General features: G+C 70.6%; 12 protein-coding genes. 11 read left to right on the plus strand and 1 reads right to left on the minus strand.

The window, feature by feature from the left end:
• The first annotated feature begins 264 nt into the window (after nt 1-264).
• The 8 genes from AB0B86_RS03885 to AB0B86_RS03920 are packed head-to-tail and all read left to right on the plus strand — an operon-like array spanning nt 265 to nt 8,777.
• Complete coding sequence (locus AB0B86_RS03885) at nt 265-939, plus strand: Crp/Fnr family transcriptional regulator (RefSeq protein ID WP_357412911.1); 675 nt, start codon at nt 265-267, stop codon at nt 937-939.
• A 53-nt stretch (nt 940-992) separates the two neighbouring features.
• Nucleotides 993-1,469 (plus strand): Pycsar system effector family protein, encoded by a 477-nt coding sequence (locus tag AB0B86_RS03890; protein WP_357412909.1) that lies wholly within the window; start codon nt 993-995, stop codon nt 1,467-1,469.
• Between the two features lie 16 nt (nt 1,470-1,485).
• Nucleotides 1,486-2,181: a Crp/Fnr family transcriptional regulator gene (locus tag AB0B86_RS03895; RefSeq protein ID WP_357412907.1), complete on the plus strand. Its 696-nt coding sequence runs from the start codon at nt 1,486-1,488 to the stop codon at nt 2,179-2,181.
• Nucleotides 2,182-2,241: 60 nt separating this feature from the next.
• Nucleotides 2,242-3,018, plus strand: a complete 777-nt coding sequence (locus AB0B86_RS03900; RefSeq protein ID WP_357415157.1) for a hypothetical protein — start codon at nt 2,242-2,244, stop codon at nt 3,016-3,018.
• Complete coding sequence (locus tag AB0B86_RS03905; RefSeq protein ID WP_357415159.1) at nt 3,008-5,362, plus strand: hypothetical protein; 2,355 nt, start codon at nt 3,008-3,010, stop codon at nt 5,360-5,362. Before AB0B86_RS03900 ends, AB0B86_RS03905 begins: the two co-directional genes overlap by 11 nt.
• A 4-nt stretch (nt 5,363-5,366) precedes the next feature.
• The gene (locus AB0B86_RS03910; protein WP_357412901.1) at nt 5,367-6,206 is read left to right on the plus strand and encodes a hypothetical protein; all 840 of its coding nucleotides are present in this window, start codon (nt 5,367-5,369) and stop codon (nt 6,204-6,206) included.
• On the plus strand, nt 6,203-7,438 hold the full coding sequence (locus AB0B86_RS03915; protein WP_357415161.1) for an OmpA family protein: 1,236 nt from the start codon (nt 6,203-6,205) through the stop codon (nt 7,436-7,438). Before AB0B86_RS03910 ends, AB0B86_RS03915 begins: the two co-directional genes overlap by 4 nt.
• 13 nt (nt 7,439-7,451) lie before the next feature.
• Nucleotides 7,452-8,777 carry a hypothetical protein gene (locus tag AB0B86_RS03920; protein WP_357415163.1) on the plus strand — a complete coding sequence of 442 codons (1,326 nt, stop codon included), beginning with the start codon at nt 7,452-7,454 and terminating at the stop codon, nt 8,775-8,777.
• Nucleotides 8,778-8,810: 33 nt separating this feature from the next.
• On the opposite strand, the gene AB0B86_RS03925 is transcribed toward AB0B86_RS03920, so the two are convergent.
• Complete coding sequence (locus AB0B86_RS03925) at nt 8,811-9,428, minus strand: pyridoxamine 5'-phosphate oxidase family protein (protein ID WP_357412895.1); 618 nt, start codon at nt 9,426-9,428, stop codon at nt 8,811-8,813.
• 168 nt (nt 9,429-9,596) lie between these two features.
• Between AB0B86_RS03925 and AB0B86_RS03930 the strand changes: the two genes are divergently transcribed.
• Genes AB0B86_RS03930 through AB0B86_RS03940 form a run of 3 tightly spaced genes read left to right on the plus strand, consistent with a single transcriptional unit; the run spans nt 9,597 to nt 11,763 of the window.
• Entirely contained in the window at nt 9,597-10,100 is a 504-nt protein-coding gene (locus AB0B86_RS03930; RefSeq protein ID WP_357412893.1) for a DUF2231 domain-containing protein, read from the plus strand.
• Nucleotides 10,100-10,651 carry an Hsp20/alpha crystallin family protein gene (locus AB0B86_RS03935; protein WP_357415165.1) on the plus strand — a complete coding sequence of 184 codons (552 nt, stop codon included), beginning with the start codon at nt 10,100-10,102 and terminating at the stop codon, nt 10,649-10,651. Before AB0B86_RS03930 ends, AB0B86_RS03935 begins: the two co-directional genes overlap by 1 nt.
• A gap of 8 nt (nt 10,652-10,659) precedes the next feature.
• The gene (locus tag AB0B86_RS03940; RefSeq protein WP_357415167.1) at nt 10,660-11,763 is read left to right on the plus strand and encodes a glycosyltransferase family 9 protein; all 1,104 of its coding nucleotides are present in this window, start codon (nt 10,660-10,662) and stop codon (nt 11,761-11,763) included.
• Nucleotides 11,764-11,765 lie beyond the last annotated feature (2 nt).

Genomic DNA, 11,765 nt, shown 5'->3' on the forward strand with positions numbered 1-11,765 from the left:
GCCCGAGCCGAAGCATTGCTCGATCGTCCAGGGTCGTCGACCAGACTTCGCGACGGACGGTGACCGATCGATTATGAGGTTCCGCCGGCCGGTCATGCGCTGGCAACTCTGTGTGCAGTTCGACTCCCGGTCAGGGCCACAAACTAACGATCCCCGGTTGATGGGGTCGGGCGTACCTCGTCCATATACTCGGCTCGCAATGCTCGAAGTCGATGCTTGTGCGGGCCGAAACGGGCCACGGATAACCGAATCGAGGGACGAACAGTGCGCTCATTTCTGAATCTTCTGACGGATGACGAGATCGGGGACCTCCTCGCTCTCGGCCCTGAGCGCCTATTTCCGAGACGTGCCACGCTCGTCCGCCAGGGCGACCCGACGCAGCACGTTGTGCTGTTGAACTCCGGTTGGGCGAAGGTGTCGGCCGAGTCCAGTCGGGGCGACGAACTCCTGCTGGCCATCCGCGGGGAACGCGACATCATCGGTGAACTGTCCGCAATCGATGATCGGCCGCGGTCGGCCACGGTGACAGCCTTGGTCCCGGTACGCGCACGAGTCATCCAGGCCCAACGGATCGTGCAGCACCTCCGGGACCACCCGAACGTCATGTTCGCCATGCTGCGACACGTCGCCGGACGGCTGCGAGAATCGGACGCCGAACGACTGCGATACGTTTCCACCTCGAGCTCGGCGCGGACCGTCGGACTATTGCTCGATCTCGCCGACCGGCATGGGGTCCAGTTCGGCAAGGGCGTCCTCATCGATTTGCCGCTCACCCAGCAGGAAATGGCGAAGGCGGCGGCGACATCCCGCGAAATGGTGGCCCGCACGCTGCGTATTCTGCGCGAGAGGGGCCTGGTACGGACCAGTCGGCAGCGCATCGTCCTGGTCGAGACCGATGTGCTCCGGACGATGGTCGACTCTGTGTCGGATGACGCATAGCGAGTGTGTCCAGCGGCGTCGAGGTCCGCGGCAAAGCGGTGCAGCCTACCAATATGGAGGAACAGCAGATCGCCGAGCAGCTTCTCATGCACAACCGTCAAGAGATCGACCGAGCCGATGGCAAGGCGGTGCACGCCCTCGCGGTGGCCGGCACCGCAGCGGCGGCGGTCGTCGGGTTCGTCCTCGGTGGCGGCTGGTCACCACGAAACCTTGGACTGGTGCAGACGTGGTGTTGGTGGGCCGGCGCGGCCCTGTGGATCCTCGGGACGGTCAGTCTTCTGCTCGCCATCTATCCGCGGATGTCCGGGGACCCGGCCCGTGGTCAGCTCGCCTACTTCGGCCACGTGGGCGCGATGGAGCAGGGGGAACTGGCCGAGGCGCTGCGCCGTGCGGCGACACGGCCGCTGGACGGTGTGGTCAGCGAGTTGCACTGGACCAGTCGCATCGTCCTCATCAAGTACCGCTTCATCCGGGTGGGCCTGGTCTGCCTGTGTCTGTCACTGGTGAGCCTGGCGCCACAGGCTCTCTGACCGGAAGGGACATGACGTGGACGAATCGATCGACGCGGGACGGGACACCCTTCTCGAGCGTCTCCCACGCCAGACGGGCCGGAAGTTGCTGGCCATCGGCCAGCGGCGGACCTACGCCGACGGCGACTATCTGATCCGGCACGACGACGACGGCGACTTCGCCGTGATCCTGTCCAGCGCACAGGTCAAGGTGGTCACCGTGACCTCCACCGGAAGGTCGTGTCTGCTCGGCATCCGTCGTGCCGGAGATGTGGTGGGGGAAATGGCGCTCCTGGACGCCAAACCCCGCTCGGCGTCGGTGATCGCGGACGGCCCTACCTCGGGGTACGTCATTCCGGGCCCGCGGTTCGTCCGGCTGCTGGACCGGGAGCCGGTCGCGGCACGGGAGGTGGCGCGGACGGTGGTCGACCGGCTGCGGCATGCCGACGCGCGGCGGGTGGACTTCACCTACCCGGTTCCGGTCCGCGTGATCCGTCTGCTCTCGGAGCAGGTCGCCAGGGCTGGCGACGCGCGGCGGGAGGTCACCGTCCGGTTGACACAGCGGGAAATCGCGGAGTTGGTCGGTGCGGCCGAGGTGTCGGTCCAGAAGGTGATCCGGGACCTGGTCGCGGCCGGTCTGATCACGACGGGATACGGCGTCCTCACCGTGCCCAGTCCGGAGCTCTGGGTCACCGAAGCCCATCGACTGGCGCAAACCCGTCATCGGATGTAGTCGCAGGAGATCGCGGCGCTCACGCTGATTCGTCGTTCGCGAGGGAAGGAAGACCGAGAGATGCATCATCACGCACACTCGTACACCGTTATTTCCATCGATATCGTCAATTCGTCCGAAGGCGGCTCGCTGCGACACACCCGCCTGCTGGTGGGGCTGCACAAGGCGGTACACGCCTCCGTGGCCGATTGCCCACTCGGCGAGAAGTGGGTGCTGCGCAGGGACGGCGACAGCATGACGATCGCGGTCCCGCCGGCCGTCAGCAAGGGAGAGGTGCTGGGTGAGTTCCCCCATCGGCTCGACCGGGAGTTGCGACGGTTCAACGCGGAGCGAACCCCGCAGGCTCAGCTGCGGATCCGGATGGCGGTGGCCCACGGCGACGTGGTCGTCGACGGCGACCAACTGCTCGGCGGAGACGGGCTGGTCGAGGCGGCCCGGGTCCGTGACATCACCCCGCTGCGCCTGGCGATGGACGCCGCGCCGGATGCGTACGTCGGTCTGGTGCTGCCCGACGCCGTCTACCGTACGTCGGTCCGCGATGGCGACCCGGCGCTCATGCCGCACGCGTATCGGCAGGTCAGGGCGAGTTCGAAGCGGTACGAGGGAACGGCCTGGATTCGGCTGATCGGCGTCGACCTGCCGCGCGACGGAAACCGCGGACCGCGCGAAGCGGTGCCTGCCGAACCTGGGTCGGTGCCGCGCGACGCCGCCGCCCAGCCCTCGGCGGGCGACACCGCGCGCTCGGCGGGCGACACGTACAACACCCGGGTCGGCACGATCAATGGGACTTTCGTGCTCGGGCGCGGAGCGCGTGCGGGGACCTCCGATGGCAGCTGACGACCGTCTCCCGGCTGGCGAGCCGGTGCCCGAGACACCGGTGCCCGAGACCTCCGTGCCCGAGACGCCGGTGACCGAGCAGCCGGAGGCGGACCGCGACGACGACGTGGTGGCCGATCCCGGCCCACCGGCCGAGCCGGAGAGTCCAGCCGCCGCGCCCGGTCCACCCGCCGCCCCACCGGCTGCGGAAGGACCGGCGGACCGGGACGGCGACACCGGTAACGAGCGGCGGCCGGAAACCGTCCAGGACAGCGTTCACGAGCGGCTCGGCAAGAACTCGCCGGTGGGGAAAGACCGCCAGGACACCGAGACGGAGTCGGACGCCTTCCTGCTCGGCAGGGCCGACGAGGACATCGCGCGGCGCCTCAGCGGTGACCGGTTCGCCACTCGCATCGGCAGCATCGACGGCCCGGTGGCGATGGGCACGAACGCCGTCGCATATCAGTTCACGCTGCCCGGTGGCGAGCAGATCACCCTCGCTCGGTACGAGTTGACCGCCGACTTCCTGATCAAGCTGCGTCGGCGGTACTTCAGAGGGCCGAGCTTCGCCCCGGCCCTGCGCACGCTTCGGGCCCAGCGTGTGCTGGTGCTGCGAGGCCCCGAGGGGAGTGGCCGCACCGCGGCGGGGCACGCGCTGTTGGAGAGCCTCCGGCAGGACGGCCTCATCACCAAGGTCGGTGGCCTGGTGATGCCCGACGGTGTGTCGGTGGGTGACGTGACCCAGAAGCCAGAGGTGTTCCCGGCCGGCTGGGGCATGGTCCTGGAGTTGCGTGATGGCACGGAGTTGGCCATGGGAGCCCGCGTCGAGGCCTACCGCACGATGGCGGCAAAGGCCCAGGGGTACGTCGTGCTGCTGGGCCCGCCGGCCGGCGAGGAGGAGACCAACCAGTACGAGGTGCCGCACGACTGGCCGGGGCCCGCCGAGGTGCTGGAGAGCTATCTCCTGGCGGAACTGCCCGACTCGTTCCCCGATGCGCAGCTCCGCGAACTCCTCGACGACGAGGCGGTCACCGGATACCTCGCCAACCACCGCCGGCCGGGTCAGGTGGTGAAGCTGGCGGTCGCCCTGGTGGACGGCGTGCCGCGAGGCAGGTCCCCGGGGGCGGTGGTGGCATCCCTCGAACCGGACTGGCGCATGGTGGCCCGCCGGGCGTTCGAGGACGCGCTGCCCGCCACCGATCCGTTCGGTGCCCCTCGGCGTCAGGCGCTACGCACGGCGTACGCCATCTTCGACGGTCTGGAGTTGGTCGACGTCTTCTCCGCCGCGGAGGAACTGCTGGGAATGCTGCGATTCGTCGAGGCGCCCGATTCGTCGCCCGCTCGGCCGGTCTTCGACGACGGCCTGGAAAAGCTCCTGTTCCCGGACATGCTCGGCGAGGACAGCGCCGAGAACGGCAAATCGTCCCCGACGCGCCGGGCGATGCTGCGCAGCCCGCAGTTGTCCGACGCCTTTCTCGACGTGGCCTGGAACGACTACGACACCACCCGGCTGGTCCTGCTCTACTGGCTGGACCGGGTGGTGGTCGAAGGACGCGTCGCCATCCGGCTCCGTGCCGCGCAGGCGGCGGGCAAGCTGGCGCTCTACGACTTCGACAAGGTCATGGCCGACCTGATCCGGCCCTGGGCGAGGGATCCCAGCGGCGTCCGGCGGCAGGCGGCCGCGTGGGCCCTGGAACAGGTGAGCCGGAACGAGTTGTTCGTCGGCCGGGTACGCCGGCAGGTGAGCGACTGGGTGCTGAGCAACGACGCGGCACTGCACGACACCGCAGCGAAGGTGTACGCCACCACGTTCGGCGCCGCGCTGCCGGTTATCGCAATGACCCACCTGCGCACCATTGCCACGGATCCCCGCCAACTGCCCTACCGTAGCGTCGGCCGCGCCGTCGCGAACGTCTACCTGACCGATCCCTCCGGGCCCGTACTGGATCATCTCGACGCCTGGCTCGACGACGCCGCACCGGAGGTCAGGGCGCACACCACGTGGGCGCTGCTCTTCCTCGCCCGCATCCTGGACAACGACCGCCCGACGTGGCCCCGGCTGCTGCTGGACGTCGAGGCCGCACCGGAGCGACAGCCGGTGCTGGCCCGACTGTGGACGGCCGCCCTCGCCGCGTCGGCGACCGCCTTCCCGGCCTGGGACCTGTTGCGCCAGTGGCTCGAACTGCCCTACGGCCACGGTGCCAACGACGGAGACCTGGCCAAGGCCCTCCTGCGCCTCACCACCGCCGCCCTCGACGGCGCCGCGCTGCGCCGCCGCGGGCTCTGGCACATCCGCCTCTGGCATCGCCGCCGCCCCGACGACCGACTCCTGAGCGACCTCATCCAACGACTGACGGAGGGCTGAGCCCATGACGAATCACGCGGACGACAACGACAGGTCCGGTTTCTGGCGGCGTCTCTGGCGAAGGATCACCGGTCGCCCGACCGGCCCGGGCAACAGGCTGCCGGAGCCCGTGCGTCCGCCGGTCCAGCCGGATCTCCCGTTGACCGAGGTGGGCGACGCCGGCCAACCGCTCGCCATCCCGGCTCTGGGCGAGGCGTACGACTTCCAGGTCCAGGTGGAGGCCACCTGGACCGCCGTCGCGAAGGATGTCGACGCGCTGCGCGTGCGGACCGACGTTCAGGCGGAGAGCGTCCGACGGGCGGTACGCGACAAGATCTGGCAGGTCGGCCGGAGATTCGCGCCGCACGATGCGCTTGAGGCCGAGCGGGCGATGTCGGCCGAGTTGCCCGCCGAGCTGTGTTTCACCGACGCCGACGGCACTCTGCGCTGCAAGGTCACTCTGCGGGTGCGGCCGGACGCCCGTGTCGTGGAGCATCTGCTGCCCTTCTCGCAGAGCTATCTGGAGATGACCTCGAGGCAGGTGCTCATGCTGCTGCGGGCGGAGCAGGTGGAGGAGTTGGCCGGGCGGTGGCGCGAGGTCCTGTCCGGGTTCGTCGGCCAGGACGTCGGCGACCTGGTCCTGCCCTACGCGGCGCAGTTGACCGACAAGCCGTTCGCGGCGTCGGTGACCGGGTTGGAAGCCGACCGGCGGCGAGCTCGCGCGGAGCTGGCCGAGGTGCTCGATCGCGCGGCCAAGAGCCACACCCGGGTGGGCCTGTTCGAGTTCGCCGAGTCGTACGAGGCCGCGCTGCAGTCCTTCCGTCGCAGCCAGGGCCTGGCCGTCGAGGTTGGAGACGGGTCATGAGGATCACGTCGTGCCGGGGCGGCGCGCTGGTGGTCGCCGCGCTCCTGGGCGTGCCGCTCCTGGCCGCGTGCACGCCGCCGGTGGGCCCGCAGCCCTGCGGGTGGATGGAGGAGAAGAGCGAGACGTCGGGGCGTACCGCCATCCTCGTCGACGTCACGAACTCGACGCGTTCGGCCGGCTCTGGTCGCGGCGCTCCTGACTATCAGGAAGCGCTCCGGGACGTCATCGCCGCTGCTGTCGAGGCGAGGGACACCGTCTCCGTGGCACCGTTCAGCGGGTCGGCGGCGGACCTGTCCGCGAGCGCGGTGGTGCGGTCCGCGGACTGGAAGCACGACGACGACAATCCGGACAACCAAGGCGACCGCAGGACGGAGGCCGAGCGTTGCCTCGGCGCGGCGGTCGGTGCGGCACAGGCCTCGTCGCCGACGGCCGTCGGGACCGACGTGCTGCGACCGGCGGCCTCCGCCGCCGACTGGCTCCGGCAGGGCAAGGGCGCCAAACATCTGGTGGTCGCGACGGACGGCCTCGTCACGAGCGGGTGTGCGAGCCTGGTCAAGTCCGACTTCTCCGGCGGGGCGGAGATCGAGGCGATCACCGCTGCCTGCGCCGACGAGTCCGTTCAGGAGCTACGGCCGGCCGTCTTCGACGGGATCGAGGTGACCCTCGTCGGCATCGGGCATCCCGCAGCGGGCCAGGCCGTGCCGAAGCCCGCGCAGACGCAGTGGCTCAAGCAGCTGTGGGAGCGGTTCTGCGCGTTCCAGGGTGGCACCTGCGACGTGCGGACGTCGTCCGTCGGCAGCGCGCGCGATCGAGTCGGGCCGAGTCCTGTGCCGGAGTTCGCCGACCCGCAGATCGGCTATGGGTCGACGACGGTCATATTCGACCTTCCGGAAGCCGCGCTCTTCGAGACCGGGAAGGCGCGGCTCCTGCCGGCCGCCCTACCGCTTCTCACCCAGCTCGCGGTGACCCTGCGAACCGGCGCGGTGGTCACTGCCAAGGTTCGGGGTTTCGCCGATCCGCGGGGCGACGACCGCAGCAACAAGATCCTCTCCGAAGGCCGGGCCAAGGCGGTCGCGGACTTCCTCCGGACCGAGGGCGTGCCGAACGTCGAGGCCGAGGGCATGGGCGAAACCACCAGGTGCACCGACGGCAGAGTCGTCCCCGCAACTGCCACCTCCGACCAGGAGACCGAATGCGCCCGCCGGGTCGAGATCCTGGCCACCAGAGCGTGAGGAGAGACCGACGATGGATGATCTAGTCAGCAACGGCCAGCGGTGGCAGACTCCGGTGCCCTGCCCCGCCACCACGGTCCTGCTCGGCAACCCGGCGCTACCCTCGGCGGAACCGCGCCTGCGGGACGTCGAGGCGGCGGCCCTGCTGCGCGCGCTCGGCAACGGCAACGCCGCCCTGCTGGCGGCACAGTCCGGCCTGGAGGCGGCCAGCAGTCGTGTGGTGGATCGGTACCACGCGGCGCATCACGCGATCGACGACGTCAATCGGTACGTGGCCCGGGAACAGGTCAGCGAGGCTCGCCGCGCGGAGTACGAGGTCGCTCGACTGCACGCCGACGACGGCCCGGAGAATCTGCGGCGGCGGGTCCTACCGAAGTGGATGATCTGGGTGGTGCTGACCCTCGCCGCCATCTTCGACGTGGCCTTCGTCGGGAACGTGGTCCAACGCATCTTCGCCGTCGGACCCGACCACATCGTGTACTGGCTGGCGTACCTGCCCGGCGTCGGGTTGGCGCTGTGCCTGCTGACCGCCGGTCACAACCTGGCGGAGCACCTGTTCCGGTACCGCATCCGGGCGACCCGCGCACCCCGGCGCGGGCGTCTCAACCCGTGGCTACTGCTGCGGAAGGTGTTCTGGGACTGGCGTCCCCAGGAGCAGTCCCGGCAGGACCGCGACCTGCCGTGGGACCGCCTGGCCGGCCCGGTGACCGTCGCCGGACTGGCCCTGGGCGTGCTCGCGGCCGGCGCCTATGTCCGGGCCGTGCAGGCAGATAGTTTCAGCGGCCTGGGCAGCTTTCGATTCGTCTTCGTCGGGATCCTGGTGCTGCTGAGCCTCTCCGCCGTGGCCGTGAAGGTGCTCTCGCACAATCCGTACGCCGACAGTGCCGACGAGGCACGCCGGGGGATGGCGGAGGTGCAGAAGCGGTCGAACCGACTCAGGAGTGACGCCAGCGCTCGGCTGGTCGAGCACAGCAGCGCGTGGAGCGCGCTCCAGTCGGCCATTCTGTCGGCCGAGATCGGGGCGCTCCGCATCGTCGAGGACGAGTGCGCCCGGATCCTCGACGAGCGTGGCAGGCGGGGGGCGGACGGCTCGCTGCGGCTGCCGCTCAGCGCGCTGGCGTGGCTCGAGAGGGGCGAGGAGTCGACCGAACCCGAAGCGGTCCCGGGCCTGCGTCTCGACATCCTGCAGAACGCCCGCGACATCGCCGACCGTCACGATCCCAGGACCCTCCGGGCCACCTACCTCGTCGCACTGGCCGCCCTCAACCGGCAGTTGCGTCTCACCGGCCCCGCGACCGGGCAGGAGGGACGACCGCCGACCATCATCGAGGCCGCTTGAACGAGGGCGAACTGTCGCCGATCCCGGCCGGGATCAGGTGTAGATGGTCTTGGCGTACTCCGGGCCGTAGTACCGTTCCAGGTCATCGAGGCTCTCCGTGACCGCCTCGACCTCCTTGATGAGGCGGGCGCGGGACGGCAGCGCCTCGGGCTGCCAGGTCTCCGGCTTCCACAGCTCGGACCGGAGGAACGCCTTCGCGCAGTGATAGAAGATCTGCTCGATCTCCACCACCACCGCGAGCACCGGCCGGTGCCCCTTGACCGTCATGTCGTCGAACCAGGGCGCGTCGCTGACCAGGCGGGCCCGCCCGTTTATCCGCAGGGTGTCGGTGCGGCCCGGGATCAGGAAGAGCAACCCGACGTGCGGGTTGTCCAGGATGTTGCGGTAGCCGTCGGCCCGCCGGTTGCCCGGCCGCTCCGGCACGGCGATTGTGGTGTCGTCGAGCACCAGGGCGAAGCCGGCCGGGTCGCCCTTGGGTGACACGTCGCAGCTGCCGTCCGCGCCGGCGGTCGCCAGCAGGCAGAACGGCGACGCGCCGAGCCACTCGCGGTCCCGCTCGTGCAGGCGACGGCGTTCCTTGTTGGCGGCCCGCGCGGTCGGCACCCCGAGCAGGTCGCGAAGCTCCTCGTGCGAAGTGATCTCCACCGTCACGTGATCCTCCCTCAGGCGTTGACCCGTTGGCGGGCACCGCCGCGTCTCAGCCTAGGCCGCCGTGACCAGCGTGAGGTTTGTGCCCGGTTGTCGGGGGTACGGCCTCACCCGACGCGCCCGCCGCAACGAGGACCGTTTCGCAGGACGCCGACCAGTGGAGGCCGGGAGATGGAGAGCCGACTCAAGGTACTGGGCCACCCAGTCCATCCGATGCTCGTCATGTTTCCGGTAGCGCTGCTGACCACGGCTGTGCTGTTCGACGTGATCGATACCGTCGGTGGCCCCGACCTCCTCGGCGAGGTCGCGTACTGGAACATCACCGTCGGCCTGATCGGCGGTCTGCTCGCGGCGGCGGCCGGCTCGTTCGACCTGTTGGCCATCCCGACCGGCACCCGCGCCAAGCGGGTGGGTCTGCTGCACGCCGCCGCGAACGTCGCGGTGATCCTGCTCTTCGCCGCCGTGTGGGCCGTCCGGCTCAACGCCGACTCCCGGGCCGCGGGCGGCGCCCTGGTCGCCATCGAGGTGGTCGCGGTGGCGATCCTCGGCGTCAGCGCCTGGTTGGGCGGCGAGCTGGTCGACCGGCTCGGGGTGGGCGTCGACCGGGATGCCGGCCTGGACGCACCGAGCTCACTACGGCCGCCCACGGCCACCCAGCGGATCGGAGAGGTGTGATGAGCGAGCAGCAGAGCGGCGGATTCGGTAGGGGCTGGCGCGGCGGCCGGCAGCAGGGCTGGGACCCGATGGGGGAGCTGCAGTCGCTGCGCGCCGAGCTGAGCCGTCTGGTCGGTGGCCGGGCCGGAGGCTCCGATGTCGAGCTGACCGAGACCGCCGACGGCTGGGAGGTCGTCGTCCGGCTGCCCGGGGTGGCGCCGGAGGAGGTGGCGGTCGAGCTGGACGACCTCGAACTGTGCGTACGGGCCCGCTCGGAGGCGGAGGTCAACGCCGACCAGGGCATCCCGGGCGGCTTCGAGACCCGCGGTTTCGAATACCGGATCAACCTGCCGTCGCGGGTCGACCCGGAGGCCATCGACGCGGTCATGGATCATGGTCTGCTCCGGGTCCGCCTGCCCCGGGCCACCCGACCCGCGCCGCGCACCATCACCGTCGGCCGCACCGGGCCGCGCTCCGGCAACCACTCCACTGGTACGCCGATGCCCGCCGACCCCGCCGCGGACCGGGAGTTGCACCGCCCGGACACCGTTGGCGAGGTCGACCGGACGTAGCGGGAAGCGTGACCACTCCGTCCCTGCTCGGCCCGAGCGCCGGGCGAGTCGACGACGTGCGGCGCATCGCGGTGCTGCGCGCCAACGCCCTCGGCGACTTCATCTTCGTCCTGCCGGCGTTGGACGCGTTGCGTGCCGCGTACCCGGCGGCGGAGATCGTGCTGCTCGGCGCGCCGTGGCACGCGAAGCTCTGGCGCGACCGGCCCGGCCCGGTGGACCGGGTGCTCGTGGTGCCGCCCGCGCCCGGCATCCGGGCTCCCGACCCGGGTGAACCGGAGTCGTCGATTGACGACTTCCTGGCCGCCGCGACCGGCTTCGACCTCGCGGTGCAGATCCACGGCGGCGGCGCCAACTCCAACCCGCTGATCGGCCGCCTCGGTGCCCGGGTGACCGTCGGCCTGCGCGCCGACGACGCGCCGCCACTGGACCGGTGGATCCGCTACGTCTACTACCAGCACGAGGTGATCCGCTACCTGGAGGTGGTCGGCCTGGTGGGAGCGGCGGCGACCACCATCACGCCGACCCTGGCGGTGACCGACGCCGACCGGGCCGAGGCCGCCCGGGTGCTCGGCCCGGCGGACCGGCCCCGGGTGGCGCTGCATCCGGGAGCCAGCGACACCCGCCGCCGCTGGCCTGCCGAAGGGTTCGCCGAGGTGGCCCGTGAGCTGCACGGCGACGGGTACGAGGTGCTTGTCACCGGTACGCCCGCCGAGCAGGAGGTGGTGGACCGGGTGGTCGCTGCGGCGGGGGTGCCGGTCCGGCCCCAGGTGGGCACGCTCAGCCTCGGCGGCCTGGCCGGCTGCTTCCACGACTGCGCATTGGTGATCTCCAACGACACCGGCCCGCTGCATCTGGCCGCCGCGGTGGGTGCCCCGACGGTGGGCATCTTCTGGGTCGGCAACCTGATCAACACGGCCAACCCGTTGCGCGGTCGGCATCGGCCGATCTGCTCGTGGACGGTGCACTGTCCGGTGTGCGGGGTGGACTGCACACCGGGCATCTACCCGCACCGGCCCGGCGACGGGGAGTGCCCACACCGGGATTCGTTCGTGGCCGACGTGCCGGTTGCCGAGGTGCTGGAAGCGTCCCGGGACCTGCTCACCCCGCACTGACC

Source organism: Micromonospora sp. NPDC049047 (genome assembly GCF_040649135.1).
Lineage (GTDB): Bacteria > Actinomycetota > Actinomycetes > Mycobacteriales > Micromonosporaceae > Micromonospora.

Bases quoted from the DNA above. Each gene is read 5' to 3' on its own strand.
- AB0B86_RS03920 (WP_357415163.1), top strand. From the start codon at position 7,452: ATGGATGATCTAGTCAGCAACGGCCAGCGGTGGCAGACTCCGGTGCCC.
- AB0B86_RS03905 (WP_357415159.1), top strand. From the start codon at position 3,008: ATGGCAGCTGACGACCGTCTCCCGGCTGGCGAGCCGGTGCCCGAGACA.
- AB0B86_RS03915 (WP_357415161.1), top strand. From the start codon at position 6,203: ATGAGGATCACGTCGTGCCGGGGCGGCGCGCTGGTGGTCGCCGCGCTC.
- AB0B86_RS03930 (WP_357412893.1), top strand. From the start codon at position 9,597: ATGGAGAGCCGACTCAAGGTACTGGGCCACCCAGTCCATCCGATGCTC.
- AB0B86_RS03900 (WP_357415157.1), top strand. From the start codon at position 2,242: ATGCATCATCACGCACACTCGTACACCGTTATTTCCATCGATATCGTC.
- AB0B86_RS03935 (WP_357415165.1), top strand. From the start codon at position 10,100: ATGAGCGAGCAGCAGAGCGGCGGATTCGGTAGGGGCTGGCGCGGCGGC.
- AB0B86_RS03890 (WP_357412909.1), top strand. From the start codon at position 993: ATGGAGGAACAGCAGATCGCCGAGCAGCTTCTCATGCACAACCGTCAA.
- AB0B86_RS03910 (WP_357412901.1), top strand. From the start codon at position 5,367: ATGACGAATCACGCGGACGACAACGACAGGTCCGGTTTCTGGCGGCGT.